This is a genomic window from Gemella sp. 20925_1_85 (assembly GCF_041433735.1).
GTDB lineage: Bacteria > Bacillota > Bacilli > Staphylococcales > Gemellaceae > Gemella.
The window spans coordinates 1-22,939 of sequence record NZ_JAPWCC010000028.1 but is presented as its reverse complement, the minus strand read 5'-3'; the positions used below and the strand labels follow the sequence as shown (position 1 = coordinate 22,939).

The 22,939-nt window shown below is 29.1% G+C and carries 25 protein-coding genes; 4 read left to right on the top strand and 21 right to left on the bottom strand.

From position 1 onward, the window contains the following. From O3884_RS07770 to O3884_RS07725, 10 genes are all read right to left on the bottom strand, one after another. Positions 1-599 (bottom strand): helix-turn-helix domain-containing protein (locus tag O3884_RS07770; protein WP_371452727.1); only part of this gene is annotated, 599 nt, incomplete at its 3' end. Positions 600-774: 175 nt separating this feature from the next. After that, positions 775-1,503 (bottom strand): type 1 glutamine amidotransferase, encoded by a 729-nt coding sequence (locus O3884_RS07765; RefSeq protein ID WP_371452726.1) that lies wholly within the window; start codon positions 1,501-1,503, stop codon positions 775-777. Between the two features lie 4 nt (positions 1,504-1,507). Beyond that, positions 1,508-2,809: a MurT ligase domain-containing protein gene (locus O3884_RS07760; RefSeq protein ID WP_371452725.1), complete on the bottom strand. Its 1,302-nt coding sequence runs from the start codon at positions 2,807-2,809 to the stop codon at positions 1,508-1,510. A gap of 11 nt (positions 2,810-2,820) precedes the next feature. Next, entirely contained in the window at positions 2,821-3,537 is a 717-nt protein-coding gene (locus tag O3884_RS07755) for a response regulator transcription factor (protein WP_371452724.1), read from the bottom strand. A 25-nt stretch (positions 3,538-3,562) separates the two neighbouring features. After that, positions 3,563-4,294: a pseudouridine synthase gene (locus tag O3884_RS07750; protein ID WP_371452723.1), complete on the bottom strand. Its 732-nt coding sequence runs from the start codon at positions 4,292-4,294 to the stop codon at positions 3,563-3,565. A 9-nt stretch (positions 4,295-4,303) separates the two neighbouring features. After that, on the bottom strand, positions 4,304-4,852 hold the full coding sequence (gene scpB / locus O3884_RS07745; protein WP_371452722.1) for an SMC-Scp complex subunit ScpB: 549 nt from the start codon (positions 4,850-4,852) through the stop codon (positions 4,304-4,306). A gap of 1 nt (position 4,853) precedes the next feature. Beyond that, positions 4,854-5,555 carry a segregation and condensation protein A gene (locus O3884_RS07740; protein ID WP_371452721.1) on the bottom strand — a complete coding sequence of 234 codons (702 nt, stop codon included), beginning with the start codon at positions 5,553-5,555 and terminating at the stop codon, positions 4,854-4,856. 12 nt (positions 5,556-5,567) lie between these two features. Beyond that, a complete protein-coding gene (locus tag O3884_RS07735) occupies positions 5,568-6,467 on the bottom strand; it encodes a tyrosine-type recombinase/integrase (RefSeq protein WP_371452720.1) in 900 nt (299 codons plus the stop codon). Positions 6,468-6,642: 175 nt separating this feature from the next. Then, complete coding sequence (locus tag O3884_RS07730; RefSeq protein WP_371452719.1) at positions 6,643-7,347, bottom strand: YoaK family protein; 705 nt, start codon at positions 7,345-7,347, stop codon at positions 6,643-6,645. A gap of 27 nt (positions 7,348-7,374) precedes the next feature. Then, positions 7,375-8,259 carry an NUDIX hydrolase gene (locus O3884_RS07725; protein ID WP_371452718.1) on the bottom strand — a complete coding sequence of 295 codons (885 nt, stop codon included), beginning with the start codon at positions 8,257-8,259 and terminating at the stop codon, positions 7,375-7,377. A gap of 276 nt (positions 8,260-8,535) precedes the next feature. Between O3884_RS07725 and O3884_RS07720 the strand changes: the two genes are divergently transcribed. The 3 genes from O3884_RS07720 to O3884_RS07710 all read left to right on the top strand — a co-directional run bounded on the left by O3884_RS07720 (position 8,536) and on the right by O3884_RS07710 (position 9,693). Next, positions 8,536-8,727: a DUF2929 family protein gene (locus O3884_RS07720; RefSeq protein WP_371452717.1), complete on the top strand. Its 192-nt coding sequence runs from the start codon at positions 8,536-8,538 to the stop codon at positions 8,725-8,727. Positions 8,728-8,822: 95 nt separating this feature from the next. Next, positions 8,823-9,296, top strand: coding sequence for an NUDIX hydrolase (locus O3884_RS07715; RefSeq protein WP_003145525.1), 474 nt, complete (start codon positions 8,823-8,825; stop codon positions 9,294-9,296). A gap of 16 nt (positions 9,297-9,312) precedes the next feature. Continuing rightward, positions 9,313-9,693, top strand: a complete 381-nt coding sequence (locus tag O3884_RS07710) for a thioesterase family protein (protein ID WP_371452716.1) — start codon at positions 9,313-9,315, stop codon at positions 9,691-9,693. An 80-nt stretch (positions 9,694-9,773) separates the two neighbouring features. Here the strand turns inward: O3884_RS07710 and codY are convergent, their stop codons facing one another. The 8 genes from codY to O3884_RS07670 all read right to left on the bottom strand — a co-directional run bounded on the left by codY (position 9,774) and on the right by O3884_RS07670 (position 18,747). Continuing rightward, positions 9,774-10,556, bottom strand: coding sequence for a GTP-sensing pleiotropic transcriptional regulator CodY (gene codY, locus O3884_RS07705; protein WP_371452715.1), 783 nt, complete (start codon positions 10,554-10,556; stop codon positions 9,774-9,776). A gap of 79 nt (positions 10,557-10,635) precedes the next feature. Next, positions 10,636-11,940, bottom strand: a complete 1,305-nt coding sequence (gene trmFO / locus O3884_RS07700) for an FADH(2)-oxidizing methylenetetrahydrofolate--tRNA-(uracil(54)-C(5))-methyltransferase TrmFO (protein ID WP_371452714.1) — start codon at positions 11,938-11,940, stop codon at positions 10,636-10,638. A gap of 20 nt (positions 11,941-11,960) precedes the next feature. After that, positions 11,961-13,211 carry a tRNA uracil 4-sulfurtransferase ThiI gene (thiI, locus tag O3884_RS07695; RefSeq protein ID WP_371452713.1) on the bottom strand — a complete coding sequence of 417 codons (1,251 nt, stop codon included), beginning with the start codon at positions 13,209-13,211 and terminating at the stop codon, positions 11,961-11,963. Then, a complete protein-coding gene (locus tag O3884_RS07690; RefSeq protein WP_371452712.1) occupies positions 13,201-14,352 on the bottom strand; it encodes a cysteine desulfurase family protein in 1,152 nt (383 codons plus the stop codon). The genes thiI and O3884_RS07690 overlap by 11 nt, the downstream gene beginning before the upstream one ends. A gap of 247 nt (positions 14,353-14,599) precedes the next feature. Continuing rightward, a complete protein-coding gene (locus O3884_RS07685; RefSeq protein ID WP_003144930.1) occupies positions 14,600-15,031 on the bottom strand; it encodes an acyl-CoA thioesterase in 432 nt (143 codons plus the stop codon). Position 15,032: 1 nt separating this feature from the next. Beyond that, on the bottom strand, positions 15,033-15,620 hold the full coding sequence (locus O3884_RS07680; protein WP_371452711.1) for a lysophospholipid acyltransferase family protein: 588 nt from the start codon (positions 15,618-15,620) through the stop codon (positions 15,033-15,035). A 19-nt stretch (positions 15,621-15,639) separates the two neighbouring features. Further along, positions 15,640-16,314, bottom strand: a complete 675-nt coding sequence (gene cmk, locus O3884_RS07675) for a (d)CMP kinase (RefSeq protein WP_371452710.1) — start codon at positions 16,312-16,314, stop codon at positions 15,640-15,642. A 324-nt stretch (positions 16,315-16,638) separates the two neighbouring features. Further along, positions 16,639-18,747 carry a DNA topoisomerase III gene (locus tag O3884_RS07670; protein ID WP_371452709.1) on the bottom strand — a complete coding sequence of 703 codons (2,109 nt, stop codon included), beginning with the start codon at positions 18,745-18,747 and terminating at the stop codon, positions 16,639-16,641. 166 nt (positions 18,748-18,913) lie between these two features. On the opposite strand from O3884_RS07670, the gene O3884_RS07665 reads away from it, so the two are divergent. Next, complete coding sequence (locus O3884_RS07665) at positions 18,914-19,372, top strand: nucleoside 2-deoxyribosyltransferase (RefSeq protein WP_003145151.1); 459 nt, start codon at positions 18,914-18,916, stop codon at positions 19,370-19,372. Positions 19,373-19,452: 80 nt separating this feature from the next. Here O3884_RS07665 and O3884_RS07660 read toward each other — a convergent pair whose 3' ends face one another. From O3884_RS07660 to O3884_RS07650, 3 genes are read right to left on the bottom strand one after another with little or no spacing between them, the layout of a single operon-like run. Continuing rightward, entirely contained in the window at positions 19,453-20,085 is a 633-nt protein-coding gene (locus O3884_RS07660) for an ABC transporter ATP-binding protein (protein ID WP_371452708.1), read from the bottom strand. A gap of 13 nt (positions 20,086-20,098) precedes the next feature. After that, positions 20,099-21,358: an ABC transporter permease gene (locus O3884_RS07655; protein ID WP_371452707.1), complete on the bottom strand. Its 1,260-nt coding sequence runs from the start codon at positions 21,356-21,358 to the stop codon at positions 20,099-20,101. Between the two features lie 15 nt (positions 21,359-21,373). Next, the gene (locus O3884_RS07650) at positions 21,374-22,759 is read right to left on the bottom strand and encodes an ABC transporter permease (RefSeq protein ID WP_371452706.1); all 1,386 of its coding nucleotides are present in this window, start codon (positions 22,757-22,759) and stop codon (positions 21,374-21,376) included. Positions 22,760-22,939: the final 180 nt, after the last annotated feature.

Sequence of the window (22,939 nt, the reverse complement as noted above, 5' to 3'; positions counted from 1 at the left end):
GTTCTCCCATCTACTATATCTATAAAGTCATGTGTTTTAGCATCTAAGAATACGAAACTCATACCATTTTTACTATCTTTAGTTGATTTTATCTCATCAAAACATAGGTGCTCTGGTAGATTTGTATGTGTCTTAACATCTACACCCTCTCTACATGATTTCATTACTCTTACAACTGTGGATACTGATACATTACTTAATTCAGCTATATCTTTAAATGATAATGTCTTAGAAAGATTTTTCATAATGTGAAGTATAAGGTTTTTAGATATACTGCAGTATTTTTTCACAAATGGTGTTTCAGCGCAAAACTTAGAATTACATACTCTACATTTGAAGCGTTGTTTCTTTAATCTAAGGTATGTAGGACATTCTGACATCTTTAATAAAGCTACTTTTAATGGAGCTCCAAACCCATTTTTAACTATATTATGTCCTTCTTTCTTACAACCGCAGTTAGCACAATACTTAGGTTCATATGATAGAGTTCCATGAAAAACGAATGTATCTTGACCATCTACATTTATTAAATCAAGTTTGTCCTCCATAGTTATATTTTGGTCTTTTATTAATAGTAAATTTGTGATAAAATTATTCATGACAGATATCCTTTCTTAGTTAATTATTTTTGTACACCTTAATTATATTGGATATTTGTCTTTTTGCATATAAAAATAGAAATCCGGGGCTGGAATTTTTTCCATGCCCCGGATTTAGTATACAACCTAAAAATAAAACTAGGTGACCCAAATAAGGAATCACCTAGTTTTTTATTTATCTTACAGATTTTTTTAATAACTCGACCATGTGTTTATTGGCATTTAACTCTATATCATTGTTTAATTCAATAAAGTCATAAGTTCCATATTTATTATCTAATGCAGCTTTGATTAAATAATCTGTTACATTAGGGTTCTTAGGTAAAATTGGACCATGAAGATAAGTTCCAATAAGATTATTATAAAGAATTCCTTCTTTTTTATCTTCATCATTATTTCCATATCCAACCACTACATTACCTAGAGTTTCATAATTGTGGTATGTTCTTCCACCATGATTCTCAAATCCTACAATATTACCAAATTTTCCAGATTCAACCAGTATATTACCTATAAGACGCGGTGCATCTTTTTTTGACTCTGTATAAAAATCTAGTATATTTAATCCTGGAAGTTTGTCACCATCTACAGTTTTATAATACTCACCAAGAAATTGATAACCACCACAAATAGTAAGAGCTGGAATTCCATCTTCAATAGCAGATTTAAATTCATTCTTAATCTTACTAAATTGCTCTGTCGCTATACACTGCTCTCTATCAGATCCTCCTCCAATAAAGAACATATCACAATCTGTTAATTTCACTCCATCAGTTGAGGTGATATTTTCAATCTCAAGATTAATTCCACGCCATTCACAACGTTTCTTTAATGCGATAACATTACCTATATCACCATATAAATTTAATTTATCTGGCATAAAATGATATAATTTTAAATCCATAGAATTATTTCTCCAATTCTCTTTGAGTTTCTACTAATGCTGTGTAGTTCGGAATAGCAATTGCATACTTTTCATTATAACTTTTCAGTTTAGCTACAGCTTCTGGTATATCCTCATTCACTACAACATTAGCGTTAATTCCACAATATTTTAATCTTAATGCTAATTCTTTTGCTCTTTTTCCTGAACATACAATATTATTAATATTTTGACCTAATAATATATCAAAGTCTGTATCCCATATCCATGATATATCAATCCCATCAGCACCATTATCATTAAGCACTAATAAGTAATTTATTTCTTCCTTAATCGAATTAGCAATAGCTAATGACGCATTTAGTCCAGCTGGATTTTTTGCAAGATTTAATAACACTGTAGATCCGTTAGCAAAACTTATACTTTGCATACGTCCATTGGTAGGAGTATATGTCCCTAAACCTTTTTTAATTTTATCTTCAGATAAACCTAATTCTTTTAGTAAAGAATATGCGGCAAGTAGATTATAAATATTATAATCTCCAGCAAGTTTTGTCTCAATCGCTTCTCCATTATTAACGCTCATATTAATAAATGGTTCAACAGTTGCTTTTGTAACTTCATATTTTACATTTTGATGTTCAAAATCACATTTAGAACAATGGTAAAACCCAAGTTGACTATAATGAACATGATCATAAATCAACTCCATACCACAATTTGGACAGAATTTTGATTCAGAAATTCCAAAATCAGAAAATTGATATGCATCCTTTGCAATTCCAAAATAAATATTATCTTCACCATACTTAGAAAGTCTTGTAACAAAAGGATCATCACTATTTAAGATTAACTGGATTTTTTTCCCTTCAAGTTGTTCTCCAATTGTAGCAATAAGAGTATCAATTTCTCCAAATCTATCAATCTGATCTCTAAAGAAATTATTGATAACAAATTTTGTTGGTGTAATATATTTCATAACACGTTTAATGGAACCTTCATCAATTTCAATAATGGCTAATTTAGTATTATTTCTCCCTTGAATAGCAAACGTTGAGATAATACCATCTAACATATTTGCTCCTTCAAAATTATTAATAAAACTTTCACCAGCAGCCCTTAAAGTATGACCTATAAGATTTGATGTTGTCGTTTTTCCATTAGTCCCTGTTACAAAAACAATTTCATCGAAATCACTAGCTAATTTAGTAAGGACATTGTCATTTACTTTTCTTAGTATCTTACCTGGTAAATCTGTTCCCTTTTTTCCTGCTAATTTACTTGCAGTTCTAGTTAACTTTGCTAAATTTCTATAAAATGCTAGCATATATTCTCCTTTTATAGACTATTTTGTGATGTATCAAATTTATATCCTATACCCCAAACAGTTACAATCATCTGAGCAACTATCGGAGATATTTTATCAAATTTTTTCCTAACTCGTTTAATATGCGTATCCACTGTTCTTAAATCTGAGTAGAAATCATAATCCCAAACAGCACGTAGAATCTCGTTACGTTTAAATGCTTTATCCGGTGATTTAGCAAGGAATAATAAAAGATCAAATTCTTTTGGTGTTAATAATACTTCAGTATCATCAACGATAACCTTATGTGAATTAACATCAATTATTAATCCAGGAAATACAAGAACATCTTTTGCATAAAGTTCTGGAGTATAAAATACACTACGTTTCGTTCGTTGAAGAATCGCATTTACCCTTAACATAAGTTCTCTTGGACTAAACGGTTTAACAACATAGTCATCCGCACCTAATTCAAATCCTTCAACCCTACTCTGTTCATCTGCTTGAGCAGACATTATTATTACAGGTGTCGCCTTAGTTTTTCTAAGCTCTGATAAAATAGATTTCCCATTTAACATAGGTAATTGAACATCCAGAAGCACACAAGAATAGTCCATATATTTTAATCTTTCTAAACCATCATGACCATTACTAGCTTCATCAACTATATATCCTTCTTTTTCTAGATACATCGTCAATAATTTTCTAATTCTTTCCTCGTCATCTATTATTAATACTCTCTCTGACACAATACATCACTTCCTAATTTCTTATTTACTTCTCACCATTCTTAGCCTTATTAATAAGTCGTTTTACTTCATGAATAGTAAGAGGTCTATATTCACCTTTTTTTAATCCTTCTAACGTTAAATCTTCGATAGATTCACGTTTTAATTTAATCACTTCATAACCTAATGCTTCAAACATTCTTCTTACTTGGCGATTTTTTCCTTCATGTATTGTTAATCTAACTAAAGTATTACCACTCTTGTTTTTATTCTTAACAACATTAACTTCCGCCTTAGCAGTTTTATAATTATCGATTCTCACCCCATTGCGAAGAATTCTAAGGTGATTATCTTCTAATTTACCATTAATTTTAGCAATATATGTCTTCTTAATCTTGTGCTTAGGGTGTGTTATTAAATTAATAAACTCACCATCGTTAGACATAATAAGTGCACCTGACGTATCGTAGTCTAATCTTCCTACTGGTACTACACGTTCATTAACATTCTCAAAAAAGTCTTTTACACATGTACGATCCTTTTCATCAGACATTGAAGTTATTACTTTTTCTGGTTTGTAGAATAAGTAATATCTCTTATTCTCTTTTAATAAACGTACTCCTTCAACAATAATAATGTCACTTGGTTCAGCTTTAACACCTAATTCCTTAACAACTTCTCCATTAACACTTACTTTACCATCAAGAATAAGCTGTTCAGCCTTTCTTCTTGATGTGTATCCTGATGCAGCTATTAATTTTTGCAATCTTTCTGCCATCTTATCCTCCTAATTTTGTAAAAATTTATTTATTTCTTCACTAGTAACAATTTCCGATTTTGGTAATTGCTCTAAACTTTCTAATCCAAAAACATCTAAAAATATATCGGTTGTTTCATATAACTTTGGTTTACCAATAGTATCTAATGTCTTATTAGAAACAATAAGCTCCTTACTAACAAGAGAGTGTAATATAGAATCACTACTTACACCCCTTATTTTATCAATTTGAACTTTTGTTATCGGTTGATTATATGCAATAATCGCTAAAGTCTCTAAAGAAGCTTTAGATAACTTAACAAGGTTTTTAGAAATAACAGCTTTCTTAATAACCTCAGCCATTTCTTCTCTTAATAACATTTTATAAGTTGTACCAAACTTCTTAATAATTAAAGAATTATTAGCATTATTGTACTCGTCACAAAAAACATTAAGCATATTTTCAGCTTCATGGGGCTCAACTTCCATAAAAGTAGAGAAATATTCAATATTAAGCCCTTCTTCACCTTTCATAAAAAGTAAAGCCTCAATTATTTTTTTTATCTCATCTAATAACATATTAATTTTCCTTTGATTTATATTCTAGAATGATTTCACTATCATTGTCAACACATAGCAACTCTTGATCTTTAATCATCGCTAATATCCCCATAAATACTAAAACAACCTCGTTTTTTTGAGAATATGATTTAATCAAATCAAAAAATGACATATTTCTTTTGTTTTTAAACTTATTTACTAGTTCTTCTTTCACTTGTTCGAAAGATACTTCTCTTCGATAACTTACTAAAGACACTTCATTTCCTTTATCTTCAAGAGATCTAAGAATATTTTCCATCGCTCTCAATAATTTTGAAGAAGGCATTCTTAAAGTTTCGATACTACCCTCTACTTCAATATTCATACTCTCTTTATCTAAAAATTGAGCTCTGATCTTCTGAAGATTATCAAGTTTTTCACTAAGTTCTTTATAATTTTTATAATCAAGAAGTTGTTGTACTAAATCTTCTTCATCTTCTATAGTTTCATCTTCAAACTTAGGAAGTAAATTTTTACTTTTTATATGTAGCAATGTGGCTGCCATTACAATATATTCTTCTGCATTTTCTAATGAAAATTCGTCACTATTATTAATATATTCCAAATAACTCTCTGTTAAACGAGCTATAGGGATATTATAAATATCAATTTCCATCTTTTCAATTAAATGCAAAAGTAAATCAAGTGGACCTTGAAAAACCTCTAAGTTAACATTATACATTTATTTTATCCTTTAATTAATCGTTTTTCTTGGATGATTCGTCATCATTCTTTTCGATTTATTCCCCTCTAGACTAGAGAAATATAATTTTAAACTATGAATATTTTTTAAACCTAAAAGTTCTTGAACTTCTTCAGCTGGCACCTTATCTTCAAGTAGATGAATGGCTAAAGAATTTCTAAAATTCATAGTATTTAATTCTTTAGTTAATCCTAAATCTTGTTGACGTTTCTTGAATATTTTCCAAAAACCTTGGCGACTAATACCTTCACCATCATGATTTAGGAATAACTTACTGTCATCTTTAATGTTTGGATACTCTTTTTTCAACTCTACAATATAATTTTCTATAGCTTCAACAGATTCTTTATTAAGAGCTATTGTTCTATATCCATCTTTTTTTCTATATTTTAGATATCCGATAGTTGTATTGACATCTCTAAGTTCTAAATTAATACATTCAGTTGGTTTAATACCAATTGAGTATGATAATTCAAATATAGCTTTATCCCTATAACCCATTAAATTTTTCGTATTGACGTCCAAAATTCTAGAAATTTCATGTCTTGTAAAAATCACTAAATCTTGATGTTCTTCTTTATCAATATGAACATCAATATTTATTCTGTTAGGAATAATTTTTTCAAACCATAAATACTCTACAAAAATATGGACAGTAGAGATTGTTCTTGAAAGAGTTGCAGAAGAATATTCTTTTTCTCTTAAATAATCAATATATCTAGAAATAAACTCTTCATTTAACCAAGAATAGTCTTGTGTTGAATATCCCTTCTCCTCTAAATATAAAAAGATTTTCTTTAAGTCCCTATCATAAGAGTTAATAGTGTTTGTAGAAAACTCTTTCCTATTTAGTAAATATTCATTGAAATTTTTTAATACTGTTTCGCTCATAAAATTACCCCCTTAGTATTAAAATTACCCTAATTTTTATTTCTATATTGATTATATCATCTATAAAACTTTATGTAAATGCATTTAAAACAATTTTTAGCTAAATATAAAAAAATTCAAGACGCTTTTAAATGATAAAAAATGATATCTAAAATCGCCTTGAAATTTTATTATTTTATATTCTTTTTCTTCCAAACTTGTGGTAAATAATTGTAACAAAAAAAAGATTAATACATATGATAACTAAAGGTAACAAAATTGCTTTATTTAAGTAATATTTTGACATTGCTGCACCTAAAATTACCCCTGTTAGAAACACCGAAATAAGAGTAAAGTATATTAATAATGGGATTTTACTCTCTTTCTTTTTCAATACAACAAACTTATATAAATGTTCGCTCATAGAACGTAAGTTTCCAGTACAAAATACACTAGCAAAAACTAAATTATTTACTTTTCTAAAACCATCAAATTGAATAGCACAAATAAAAGAAATTACAATCGGTCTAATATCTAAACCAAAATACTTATACTTAATCAAAATTACAAATAAAGCAAAAATTTGAATAAGTAATAACATATAAATATGTTTAAATATAGATAACTCCTTATACTTTGTTTCAATACGCTTACTCACTAATACTCCTACAATAAACGATAGGATTGGTATTGAGTAATGTAAAACCTCTCGAAAGTTACCCTCAATCAAATCTATACCAACAAAAATCAAGTTACCTGTCTGAGCATTTGCAAATATACCGTCACAATTAACAAAAGTATATGCATCGAAAAATCCACCAACCATTGTTAATAATAAGCAGAAAATAAGTTGCTCATGAACAGGGAGATTTTTATTAATTAAAGTCTCTCGTAAATTCATACTTTATAAATCAACTCCTTACATAATCTAATCAAAAATTGTATCCCAATTTTGAGGATTTTTATAACAGTCAAAACACATCTCTAATTGTTTTTTCGTAGTTCTAGTTAGTGATAATTCTGGTAAATCATCAAGCGAATAGAATTCTGCACCTAGAGTCTCTGTATTTTCATTAAAACTATGATTAACATATTCACATAAAACAAATATTTTAACCATACCTAACGGAAAGTTCACATGATGGTGTTTATTATAATCCAATACAGCAACAACTTTTAACGGTTCTACGACCGCACCAGCTTCTTCACTTGCTTCTTTTATAACATTCTCTCGAACACTTACATTAACATCTTGATAACCACCAGGAAGAGCCCATTTTCCATCCAGCTGTTCTTTTACCAATAATATCTTATTATCTTTAATAACTGCTGCTCTTGTCTCAACCTTAGGTGTTTGATAACCTATTTCAGAAGCAAAGTCCATTTTTATTGTTTCGATAGGTAAATCATACTTATAAGATAGCATCTCACAAGCAATATCGCGAATTCTCTCTGAACGTTCTCTATCGAATTTATCTTTACTATATGCTAAGCTGCACTGTGCTAAAAACTGTAATTCCTGAGCCCACTTTTTCCAAACATCATTTTTTAATACATTAACAATATCTTCAATCTTTTTAATAAAAATTGCGTCCTTAACATCTAGAAAATCATATTCTTTGCTTAGTATAAAAACATTAATTAAATTCTCACTAAGTCTTTCTTTATCATTAGTTATATACAATGCATTCCTATCGTTTATACTTAGATCTTCTAAAAATTCAAAAGGTATACTACAATCATTAAAAATTTTCTCAATTTTTTCACTAATTAAATACTTAATATTTTTGTCTATATATATTTTCTGATACATTAGCAACCTCCATAACTTTGTATATATTATAACACATTTTAAAATTTTATCTATAATACTTTGAAAATTAGTTAATTTATTTTTCATCGTAATTTTCATTATATTTCAATATATATTTCATTATATTTCAATATATATTATGTATATTTTTATTTTACACCTATTTATATCAATTTAAAAGACATATAAATGTATAAAATAACAATAAAAATCTTGCTAGTTTATTAGAATAGTTGTATAATAGAAAATGTAGATAAAATTTAAGGAGTGGTAACAATGAAATATATTATTTCACTATTTTGGTCATTTATCTTTTCAGCTGTTATAGTATTTATCGTATCATCTATTTTAGGAAGCAACGGTGAAATCAATACAATTCGTGACTGCGCAATTTTAGCTGTATTATTTACAATTTTTGCTGCTTTATTTGACGTAGTAGGTATCGATAAAAAACGCGAAGAAAAATAAATCTTAACACTTAATATATAGAAATTTTATAAAGTAGGTATCGAGGAGTTCATTTCCTCCTTCCTACTTTTTATTTAAATATAGGAGATAATTAAATGAACAATGTTCTAGCAACAATGTGCTACGTTGATGATGGCGAAAACTTTTTAATGTTAAAAAGAAATAAAAAAGAAAATGATATTCATGAAGGTTTAACAATTAGCGTCGGGGGAAAATTCGAACCAGGAGAAAGCCCTGAAGACTGCGTTATTAGAGAAGTTAAAGAAGAAACAAACCTTGATATTATAAAACCTAAATTAAGAGGAATTATAACCTTCCCTGATTTTGATGGTGAAAAAGATTGGTATACATACGTATATACCGCAACAGACTACAAAGGTACTTTAACTGAAGATTGCAATGAGGGCGATCTAATATGGGTAAAAAAATCCGAAATACAGAATATAAAAACATGGGAAGGAGATTACATCTTTCTTGATTGGCTTGTAAAAGATAAACCATTCTTCTCAGCTAAATTCAACTACAAAAATAATGAATTTGTAGACTACGAAGTTACATTTTATGAATAAATAGAGGGACAATATTATGAATATAGAAATTAATAAAGAATTCAAACAAAATTATTTAGTACAAGATAATAATACTGCTAAATTTATGGGGAGTGGTGATTTAGAAGTTCTAGCTACGCCAAGTCTTGTTGCTTTCATGGAGAATGCAGCAAAAAATTACTTAAATACATTTTTGCCAGATGAATTAGGTAGTGTTGGTAGCAACATCAATATTAATCACCTAGCTCCAACGCTAGTTGGTAAAGAAATTATAGTTCAAGGTAAGATAACAGAAATAATCAAAGAAAAGATTATTATTTTTTCTTTAGAAGCATTCGAAGCTGATAAGAAAATCGGGGACGCTACACATACAAGAGTCATCATTAACAACGAAAAATTCTTAAGTAAACTTTCATAAGAAATACAAAAACTGTCATGAATAACAAAAAAAAGAAAGACCGTGCACAAACGATCTTTCTTTTTTTACAATTTTACTATTTAAAATTCATTAGAAAACATTAATTCTAAGAAATACTCTTTTAGAACTTTAATATAAGTTCCTTTCATACCTAGTGACTTAGATTCAATAATTCCAGCACTTTCTAATTTTCTTAATGCATTAACAATTACAGATCTAGTAATCCCTACTCTATCTGCAATTTTACTAGCGATAAGTAATCCTTCAGTTCCGTCTAATTCTCTAAAGATATGTTCTATAGCTTCTTTCTCAGAGAACGACAATGAATTTAGAGCCATATTGACCATATCTTTGTCACGAGCTAAGTTTTTCTCTTTATCTTGTTTTTCATGTAAAATTTCTATTCCTACTACTGTAGATGCATATTCAGCTAATACTAAATCATCATCTTTAAAGTCACTATCCATTCTACCGATAACCAATGTTCCTAGACGATCTCCTCCGCCTCTAATTGGTAAGATTACAGTATAGCTATTAGTCTCAAAGCGCTCCTGTTCTTCTTCTGGGAAAATTGATAATGGATCCTGAAATGGAATATTAACTTTTGTCGCATAAACTTTCAATGTTGCATCTAAATATGCTTTTGGCACTTTTCTATCTTGAATAATTTGTTCCATACGTTCATTAGAATAATCAACGATAGAATCATATCCAAGTATATTACCTTCAGTATCAAGAATATATACGACAGAATCTAGAATTGGACTTAGGCGCATTGCCATAGCCTCAAAGTCTACATTATCATGGCGTCCTTCTTGTAAAATTGTACTAATTTTTCTTGTTTTTTGTAATAAACTTGCCATTAATTTTCTCCTTACAAAATACTTCCTTGCTTATTATACCATTAATTTTAATAAATTGTAAGACTTTTTAAAAATTAATTTAATCAATTTTGAAATTTTCTAACATTTCTAATGATCTTTTAGCATATCTTTCGTATTTTTCCTTTTTATCTTTAATTCTTTCAGGAAGTGGTTTAATAATTCCAAAATTTGCATTCATAGGTTGGAAATTTTTACTTGTATTGTCTACTATATAATTCGCCATAGCTCCAATCATAGTTTCAGTTGGGAATACAACTTCCTTATCTTCTGTGTTATACAGAGCATTTAATGCTGCCACAATTCCTGAAGCTGCACTTTCAACATATCCTTCTACCCCTGTCATTTGACCAGCAAAATAGATGTTTTTCTCTTCTTTTAATCTATAAGTTTTTTCTAATAATTGTGGAGAATTTAAGTATGTATTTCTATGCATAACTCCATAACGTACAATATTAGCATTTTCTAATCCTGGAATCATGTTAATAATTCTCTTTTGTTCTCCCCATTTAAGGTGTGTTTGGAAACCAACAATATTATATAAAGTTCCTTCGCTATTATCTTGACGTAATTGTACTACAGCATACGGACGTTTATCAGTTTTTGGATCTTCTAAACCTACTGGTTTCATCGGTCCAAATAATAAAGTTTTTTCTCCACGTTTCGCCATTTCTTCAAAAGGCATACATCCTTCAAAATAAATTTCTTTTTCAAATTCTTTTAATGGTGCTGCTTCTGCATTTATTAATTCTTTATAAAAATTAGTGAATTCTTCTTTTGTCATCGGGCAGTTTAGGTAAGCAGCTTCACCTTTATCATATCTTGATTTAAGGTAAACTTTATCCATATCGATTGAATCTTTTTCGATAATAGGAGCCGCAGCATCGTAGAAGTATAATCCATCTTGTTTTGTATAATTTCTAATATCTTGGCTTAATGCGTCTGATGTAAGTGGACCTGTCGCAACAATTACAGGAATATCACCTTTAGGTATTGTTGGAAGTTCCTCACCAATTACATTAATATTCGGATGATTTTTAATTGTTTCAGTAATCATCTCTGAGAATTTATCTCTATCTACGGCTAATGCACCACCTGCAGGTACTTGTGTCGCATCTGCACATTTAATTATAATAGAATCTAACATTCTCATCTCTTCTTTTAAAAGACCTACAGCATTAGTTATGTTATTTGCTCTTAATGAGTTAGAACATACTAATTCTCCAAAATTTTGTGTTTTATGAGCAGGTGTCATTTTTTTAGGTCTCATTTCATAAAGATCTACTTTAACACCACGTTTTGCTAGTTGCCAAGCAGCTTCACTTCCTGCTAAACCTGCACCTATTACTATTACTTTTTTTTCCATTAATTGTCTCTCTTTCTATTTTATAGTAATCCAGAAAAATCATCTTTTTCTTCTTTTTTAACTTCTTGTTCTTTCATATCTTGTGTTACTACTCTACCATTCTTATCAAATAAATAAGTTTCTACACTATCAAGTGTTTCAGCGATAAGATCTGAGTAATCATCACGCGCTTCATATCCTTTAATTTTCTCTAATCTTGGCTTAGTTTTTGGCGCTTTAGGTGTAAAGATTGTACAACAATCTTCAAATGGTAAGTTAGAAATCTCCAAAGTATCAATCTCTTGCGCTATTTTAATTATATCAACTTTATCCATAGTTAATAATGGACGTAAAACCGGTAAATTAGTTACCTCGTTAATACAATTCATTGACTCTAAAGTTTGCGATGCTACTTGACCAAGAGATTCACCTGTTGCAATAGCTAAACATCCTTCTTTTTTGGCTACTTCTTCAGCTATACGTAACATAAATCTTCTAGTTGAAGTCATTGTGTAGTTTGAAGGTACACGTTTTACAATTTCTGTTTGTAGTTTTGTAAAGTTAACAACATGAAGTTTAATTCTACCCACAACTTGACTTAATTTAATTGTTAAATCAAATATCTTTTGTAAAGCTTCAGCTGAAGTAAATGGTGGTGATTGGAAGTGAATCATTTCAACTTCAACACCTTTTACTTGTAGTGTATGAGCAGCAACTGGAGAATCAATACCTCCCGATAATAATAACAATGCTTTAGAAGAAGTATTTACTGGGAATCCTCCTACACCTTTAATAAAGTCAGTAAAGATAAAAATTCCTTCACTTCTCACTTCAACATTAATTATAAAATCTGGTTGTTTAACATTTACTTTTAAATTCTTATAATTAATTAGAACATGACTTCCAAATACGTTATTTAATTCGTTAGTATTGTGTGGGAAGTTTTTGTTAGGTCGTTTAGTTTGGATTTTAAATTTATATTCTTTATCCAATTTAGTTTCTAAAAGTCTATCTATAACTTTTTTTGCTTCTTCAACATCTAATCCTGCTCTTAATACAGGAGAAAAATTGTGAATACCTGGAACTTTTTTTAATCTCTCCATGATTTCTTGAACATCTTCGTTATGATCTAGATGAATATACATTCTATCTCTTTTTGTTTGGACATGGAAACCTGTTAACCCTTGAAGGTTGTAACGAATATTTTTTGTTAATTTTTTTAAGAACTCATTTCTGTTACCAGATTTCAATGTAAGTTCTCCATATCTTACTATAATATGACTAAATTCCACTTTCAATTACCTCTTTAAATTTTTTATTATATTCATCGATGAATACTTCAATAAATGTTTCAACTTCTTGTTTAGTAGTCTCATTCGAAAAACTTACACGAATGCTTCCTTCTATATTCTCTCTCGATAACCCTCTTGCAAAAAGAGCCTCATTTAGATGGAAAGTTTTTGATGAGCAAGCACTCGTAGTTGAAACCATTATCCCTCTTTCATTAAGGGCATTAACTATTGCTTCTCCTTTAATTTTGGGTAAACTGATATTTATTATTGAATCAATATACTTTTCACTTAACGGAGAATTAATTACTATATGATTATATTTTGAAAATCCTTCAATAATCATAGTCTTAAATTCTTTATGTTTTGCTTTTACAATTTCTACTTTTTCCTGTGATAATCTCAAAGCTTTCGCAAGACTTGCCGCAGCTGCAACATTTACCGTTCCACTACGTAAACCGTCTTCTTGACCTCCACCAAAAGTAATATTGTGAACTGTTCTTCTAGATTTTAAATACAGCACACCTACACCTTTTATACCGTGAAATTTATGTGCTGAAATAGCGTAGCTATCAACTTTTGATAAATCAAGTTTATCTTTTAATACCCCTTGTACTCCATCAACATGGAAATGAACTTTAGGATAATCTTTTAAAATCTCTGAAATTTCTTCTATTGGTTGAATTGTCCCAAAAACATTATTAACTTGCATTACACTTAGTAAAATTGTCTCTTTTGTTAGTAAAGATTTTAGATGATTTAAATCGACTACTCCATCTTCATCAACATTTAAATAGTCTAATATAAACCCTCTTCTCTCTAATTCTCTAAAAGACTCTAAAACTGAAGGGTGTTCGATTTTCGAAACAATAATTCTATTACCAAAATCTTTTTTATGTTCTACACTCCCAAGTAAAGCTATATTATTACTTTCAGTAGCACAGGATGTGAAAAATATACTATCTTCCGCTACTTGTAAGATAGATGCTACTTGTCCTCTGGCAGCTGAAAGAAGTTTATTAGTTGTTTTCCCAAATTTATTGATACTAGCAGCGTTACCAAAATAAGAATTGTTAACTTCAACAAATGTATCAAGCACTTCTTTATACGGTTTAGTTGTAGCACAATTATCTAAATATATCATACTATCTACCTTTCTTCTTTTTTTCAATATTTCTAATTTTAAAATTATTACATTTTAAACCACCTTAAAGTATATAACAAAATAGATATTTTATCAATTAAAGTGGCTATTGTAAATAAAACTAGTTATATCATTGATATTTAAAATAATTAATTTTTTTACAGTAATAATTTAGACGCTAATCAAAAATAAACAACTAATAACCATAAATTATATAGTTACTAGCTGCTCATTTTTATTAAAAAACTTACTCTGTATATTCATTACCTACTACATCTTTAAGGATTTGATCCCATTTCGGTAAGTTACGGTCAATTCTAATAGCTCTATCACTATCAGTACCAAGAATATTGTGAGAACTTGTTGCAAGAATCACAACTTCCCCATCCACATAGAATTCATATGAAAATATAGTTTTAATACCACTATGTTTTTCAATCCATGTTTTAATAAAGATATCTTGGCTATTGTATCTGATATTTGATCTAATTGAATACTTAACGTCAATATCAGCATAATATAAATCATAGTTTATTAATGAATCAATATCAATACCTAAACCATTTAAATAATATTTTTTAGCCAAATTCATCCAATCATAAACATATTTATTATCTAGAAATCCTGATTGATTGAAGAATTTTTTTTCTAATTTGAATTTTATAGTTTTTTCGTACACTTTACTTCTCCTTTGAAATCAGTTCAGAAATGCTCTCCATTAAAATCGCAGTAATTTCATCATGACTCTTACCTTCTTCTTTTAATGCCGCAGCATCAATCTCATCACCAACAACGATCTTAATACTAGAAAAAATTCTGAAATTTTTACTAGGTATAATTGCAAATGGGATAATTTTTGTTTTTGCTCTAGTCGCTATAAATGAAGCTCCATTATGAGACTCTCCTAAATCTAGTTCTTTAGAGTGCGAGCGAGTTCCTTCAGGGAAAATCCCAACAACTTCTCCTTCTCTAAGTAATTTAATACTGTTATTTATCGCAGTTCTATCAAACGTTCCACGTTTAATTGGTATTGCTCCAGTAGCTTCTAAAGCCTGTTTCACAAAAATAATTTTAAACAATTCTTCTTTTGCTATGAAGCGAATTTTCTTATCGAAAAATGCAGGGAATAATAAAGGATCATGATTACTCAAATGATTACCTGAAATTACAACACCTTTAGCATTTTCAATTTTTTCTTTATTAACAATAGTAACCTTGTAAAAAATTTTATAATATAATGCTAATAACTTTCTAATAAAATTATACATAGTACTCTCCTACTAATTTCTATTTTTCTACACTTTTAACTAGTTCAGTCATCTTTTCAACAACCTCATCGATAGTTAAGCTAGTTGTATCTAACAGTGTAGCTGATTCCACTTTAATAAGCGGTGCAATATCTCTATTTTCATCTTGCCAATCACGCGCTTTAATGTCTTCTTTTACTTTTTCAAAGTCTACATTTTCGATACCTTGACGTTCGAAATCTAGTACTCTTCTTCTAGCTCTCTCTTCAACTGACGCAGTTAAGAAAATTTTAACATCAGCATTAGGCAGTACTACAGATGCGATATCTCTACCATCCATAATAATGTTATTAGTATTCGCTAGATTTCTTTGAGTATCAATTAAGAAATCTCTCACCGCTGGAGATTTAGCGAATAATGAAGTAAATTTCGATACTTCCGCAGTTCTAATTTTATCACTTACTTCCACATCATTAACATAAACATATTGAACTCCATCGACATATTCAACTTTGAAGTCTGTTTTACTCAATAATTCTTTAATTTTTTCTTCTTCTAATTCATCTAACCCATTAGATAAGAAATTAAACGTTAAAGCTCTATACATTGCACCAGTATCAACATAGTTGAATCCTAATGATTTTGCTACCATTTTTGTTATTGTGCTTTTTCCTGATCCTGCTGGCCCATCTACAGCCACTGATACATATTTCATCATTTACCTCTCAGACAAATTTTTTCAATATATATTATAGCATAGACTTGTTTTAAACACTAGATTAAAGTGAAAAAAGTTAATTTATCAGCCATAATTAATCAATAAATTTAATTAAAATATATATTACACTACAAATAATTTTACATTAGGAGTGACTCAAAAATCGTGATTTCGGAGAAATCGATTTTGTAGAGTCACCCACGCAAAGTTTATTAGATATCTAAAAAGCTTTTATTAAGTGAATTTAGATATCAATAAACCACTGCGTCTATGAGTTCTCATATACACTTTGTTTAAGTTTAGATCTTTTGGGTCAGCACCTTATTTTAATTTCAATCCAGCTAAACCTGCTAAAGCATTATTTTCTAATTTTTCTTGTTTCATGTATTTTTTCATATCTACACGACTCGCTTTGTCTTTTTTACTAGATTTAATTCGTTTATCTACTTCTTTTTGTTTCAAAGAATTACCACATTGACAACGATAAGTAGCATTTTCACCATTACCGAATAATGTCATCTTCTTATGACAATTATCGCAACGAAGATTTGTTAATCTACTAATGACCTTGCGATTACGACACGAAGGACTAGAACATTTCAGCATCTTTGTTCCTTTTTTATCTACTTCAAGCATAAAACTACCGCACTCTTCACATTTTTTACCACTAATGTTATCGTGTTTAAATCTATCTTCACTATCTTTAATTTCTGCAATACATGATTTAGTATAGTCTTTTACATCATTCAAGAACTTATCTTTTGAAAGTTTGTTCCTAGCAATATTGTCTAATTGTTTCTCCCAAACCGCTGTTAAAGACGGACTCTTAAGATTTTTAGGTACTAAGTTTAGAAGTTGTTTCGCTTTATTAGTAGTTTTGATTCGACCATTATCTAAAACTAAGTAATCATTAGTAAATAATTTTTCTAATATATCTGCACGTGTTGCCACAGTACCAATACCGTTAGTTTCTTTAAGAATTTTTCTTTCATTCTCATCATCTACAAACTCAAATGGATTTTCCATAGCATAAATTAGCGTACCTTCAGTATAGTAACTAGGCGGTGTTGTTTGTTTTTTATTATAAACTAATGATTCCAGTTTATGATTATTATTTTGAAGGTTAATAGTTTTGTCCTGTAATTCTTCTCTACTTAATTCTTTATATCCCTCTTGAATTACCTTTAATCCCTTTGCAGAAAATACTTTATTTTCAATATTAAACGAATACGTAGTTTCTTCGTATTTATACTCAGGTAATAAATTCTCTAAAAACCTCTTTGCTACTAAATTATATATTTTAGTCTCCATATCTGACATCGACATGTAATTAGGTCTTTGCTCAGTTGGAATAATGGCGTGGTGATCACTAACTTTTGCATTGTTAATAATTTTCTTAGTATTATAGTCTTTTACTTTAAGTAATTTTGCAGTAGTTTCTTTAAAATCTCCGCCAATTGCTTGGATACGATCTTTTAGAGTGTTCTTCATATCACTAGTTAAATATCTACTATCCGTTCTTGGATAAGTTAACACCTTATGTCTCTCATACAAACTTTGAACAATATTTAACGTTTGTTTCGGTGACATACCAAATAACGCACTAGCTGTTTGTTGAATATCAGTTAAATTGTATAAAGGTTTTGCTGATGAAGTTTTAGCTTTTTTCTGAACATCGTTAAATTTAATTTCTTTATTAATATTCTTTTTAATAAATTGTTCTGCTTTTTCCAGATTAAACTCACTGTTACCACAACTAAATTTCACCCCATCGATTTGAGCTTCAAAAGTATAATAGTCTTTTGGTTTAAACTGTTTAATTTTTTCTTCTCTTTCAAAAACCATCTGCAACGTAGGTGTCTGAACACGACCACAGTTAAGTGAGGCATTATACTTTAATGTTAATGCCCTTGATGCGTTAATACCAACTAGCCAGTCCGCATTAGCACGAGCTATACCTGAATGATATAATCCTAGGTATTCTTTCCCGTCTTTTAGATTTCTAAATCCATCTTTAATCGCCTTATCTGTCACAGAAGAAATCCATAATCTTTTTACATTTTTATTGCATTTCGCCTTATCAATAATATAACGAGCAACAAGTTCTCCTTCACGACCTGCATCAGTCGCATTGATAACTTCATTAACATCTTTCCTATTTAAAGCATTTTCTACTACTTTATACTGTTTAAAAGTTTTCTTAATTATTTCTGTTTTCATAAACTTTGGAATCATCGGTAAATTCTCTAAACTCACATTATTAAATTCCTTATATTTATCAGGAGTTTGAAGGGTGATTAAATGACCTAATGCCCAAGTAACTACATACTTATCCCCTTCAAGACAACCATTTTTATTATTTTTTGCACCAAGATTCCTCGCAATATCACGAGCAACCGAAGGCTTTTCACAAAGTACTACACTTTTCATCAATAAATTCCTCACATATATATTCTTTACTTCATTAATTATTATAATAGAATTCAGCTAAAATAACTAGTAGGACATATAATCACTATCAATTTCTTTATACTTTAGTTGTAAAACTATCCACTTATATATTATAATTTTATTAAAGACAAAGGAGGACTATTCTATGAAACTTTATTTAGCTGGAGCATTATTTAACGAAGCAGAAGTAGCTCAACGTTTAAAAGAAGGAAAATTATTAAAAGAAAAATTTGGAGAAAGATTATCAGTTTTTAATCCAATAGAACAGCCTTTTAATGAAGACAAACAAACTCTACCTACACCCCAAGATATTTTTAATGGCGACACAGAAGCTGTTAAAAACTGTGACATCTTCTTGGCTGATATTACAAACGAAGATAGTGGTGTAATGGTCGAATTAGGGATTGCAATTGCACTTAAGAAAAAAATTATCGCAATAAATTCTGATATTCGATTAAAATCTGCAAACAAATACGATATTCCAAGTTATGCAATGAATCACTATGTTCTAGGTGGTATTTTAAAACATGGAACACTTGTTTATAGCTTTGAAGAAGCACTAAACGAACTTGACAAACTATTTTGTTTAAAAAATCACTTATAATTAATTAATAAAATAAGCGAGATCAACTTAAGAATTTTGAATTTAAACAATCAATTTCTAAAGTCAATCTCGCTTTTTACTTATTTAACTTTTAACTTTTTATCTTTTAACTCTAATACTACATCAGCAGCACTCGCTAATTGATTACTGTGAGTAACTACGATAACACATTTATTATTTTCTACAGCTACCTTTTTCAAGATTTCAATTATCTCTTCTGCAGTACTTTCATCTAAGTTCCCTGTTGGTTCATCAGCTAAAATTATAGGGGCTTCAGATACTAATGCCCTTGCTATAGCTACACGTTGTTGCTGCCCACCAGAAAGCTTCATAACATTTCGATTAACATGTTCTTCTTCTAATCCTAGCTTTAATAGAATATCCTTACTTGCATTTTTTGAAACAAGTTTTAGATTTTCTAGTGGAGTCAGATAATCGATTAGGTTATAATTTTGGAAGACTAAAGAAATATCTTTACGTCTATGTTCACTAAAACCTATTTTTTCAATATTAGTATTATTGAATAATATCTCTCCACTTGAAGGACTATCTAAGCCTGCTAATAACGATAGTAAAGTTGATTTCCCTGCTCCTGACTTACCTACTATCGCATAAAACTTCCCTACCTCAAAATTATAAGTAATTCCACTTAAAACTTTTGACTTACTATTATCATATAAGTAACTTACATTTTTCAATTTAAAAATCGACATCTCTTATTCCTCACTAATTAATATTCGTTAAAATTTTCTTCGGTTTCATCTTCAAGATTGGCAATAACGCCACAACTACCGAAATAATCACTATAGCTATCATTATTATAACTAGATTAACAATATCTATTCCATTAACAGACATCTTCATTAATTCATCAGCTATTGATTTTGGTAGTTCCTCGGAAAATATACTTCCCACATTGCTCGCTAAATACTTAATAGTCGCTATCTCTATACCAAGTGCAATCATTAGACCAAATATTGTTACCAATATTACCTCAACTATAAATTGTAACACCAGGTTTACCTTACTAGTTCCTAACGACAGTAAAATCCCAATTTCGTAGGTTCTTTCACGAACCCAAAACATTAATATTAATGATAGTATAACTACTCCAACTACAACACTACCTATTCTTATCATATTAGTTATTTTCGTTATACTTTCTACTGATGATGTAACCAGCTCATAATTTTTATTTGATTTAGAGACCATTAAGTTATTTATTCCTAAATTCTCAACAGCTTTAATTACATCGTCTAACTTAGTAGGATCTTCAACTCCGTATTCTACTGAAGTAACTTTATTATTAGCTATTAAATTTGATAATTCTTGACTTGATTTATAATCGGTATAAACTGTATTTTCAATAAAATCTGAGCTTAAACCACTAAAGGTATTAGTCTTTTCACCAGAGTAGATTCCAACAATTTCTAACTCTAATGTTTTACCTTCTTGTGATAATTTAAATTTATCACCCAAATTAACATTATTTAATTCGGCAAATTTTTCGTGAATCATGATTTTATTATTATCATTTTCTTCAATATGTCTTCCCTTTTCTAATTTTAAAACTTCACTCTTAAAATCAATATTACTTTTAGAAGCAGTAATACCATTCATCATCACTAAATTACTTTTATTTTTTATTTCATCGTTTAAAGTAATATTTTGATTTTCTTGAACTACCTTTTTTCCTTCAACAACAACTGGTTTAGAAAAAATATAATTTTTCGTAGATATTCCTTTTAATTCTTCAATTTTTTTCAAAGTATCCTTTTCTATTTCTTTATTGGATTTGTCTGTACTTTCTATATTAAATCCAAAGTTAACATCTTTATATAAATTTTTAGAAATATTATTTACTGTAGTATTCAAAACACTACCACTTAATAAGAAAAATGATATTAGTGTCACTATTAAAAACAAAATACTACTTCTAACTTTTTTTCTAATAATATAAAGATATGCCCTATTAAAAATACTCATCGGCTTCTCCTTACATTAATTAATATCAGATAATAAATCTTTAGGTTTTCTATATGCTAATCTGCTAGATGCAATTCCTACAGCAATGACAATTATTGCAATACCAACAAGTACCACTGTTAGCATATTATCCATACTAACACTTACATCTAAGGCAGTTATAATTTTATTAGCTCCCTCTACTTCAGCATTAGCACCTAGATTAACTCCATTAGCTTGATTTGAAATAGTTTTACTTACAGATTTAATAGATTGTTGTAGTATCTGATTTCCGATATTTTGACTAATTGCACTTCCTACGAAATATGAAGCGATAAAGCTTGGAATACTAATTAATAGAACCTCAAGAATAAATTGTCCTATGATGCTCGCTTTAGTCATACCAATCGCTAAACTTACACCGATTTCTTTTCTTCTACTATTTATCCATAAGAATAATATTAGCGATAGAATCACTATACTAAATACTATTGTACTTATGAATACACCATTAGTTAGACTATAAATTGTGTCTAATGATTGTTGAAGAGCTGGGAAGTTCTGATTACTCTTAACTAACATATACTGTTTCCAATTAATAGGAAGCTTTTTAGCATCATTTATTATACTATCAACTTTATCTTTTCCATCGACAAGGAATGTTGCATCTTGATAAATTTCTTTACCATCTTCATAGTTATATAAAGTTTTTGTTGTTTGAGTATCAGCTATAAAAATATTATCATATAGTTCCATATGACTAGAAGTAGCACCTTTATTCTGACCTCCAAAAATACCAACTACAGTAACCTCAACCTCTTTATCAGATTTTTTCTCATTATCTGCGTCATTTGGATTACCTTTTAATTTGATTTTATCACCAACTTTAACTTTATTCTTCTTAGCAAAACCTTCATGAATCAAAACAGAATTTTTATCTTTATCAGTTAGATGGCGTCCATCTTGTAATTTTAACGTCTCTGCAGAGAATCTATCATCTAAAGAAGAATCATTAGTTCCAGTTACGATAACCGTTTTAGAGAAAAGTTGTCTTTGCTTGTTGTTTTTCTCTTCTTGCTGATGATTCGCAAGTTTTAAAGGCTCTAAGTCAATTAGATCCGCACTTACGTTCATTCTTTTAATATATTTCTTCACTCCTGGAAGATTTTTTATCTTCTCAATATCCTCGCCTATTAAGTTACCTGCCCCCCTAGCAGTCCCTTGATTGGTCTTTCTATTTATCTCCATAGAAAAACTACTAGTAATATTTTGAAAAGTTTCTTTTGATAAAGCATCAGTTGATTTTTTAATTGATATAGTACTTAAAATTAATGATGACATAGTAGCTAATATTAAAAAAATAACTAATGATTTAAAACTTTTTCTGGTTATATATAACCATGCCTTTTTTAGAATCGACATTCTTTACACCTCTTTTATTTAATTTTTGCAAATAGTATTAATAACTATTATCATTCTATAATTATATGATACCGTTTTTACTTAAAATATAATTTATATTATTTAAATAAATTGTAAAACGTTTTAATTAATAATACAAATAAAAAATCCAAAACACAAGATTCATTGGTTTCTTATATT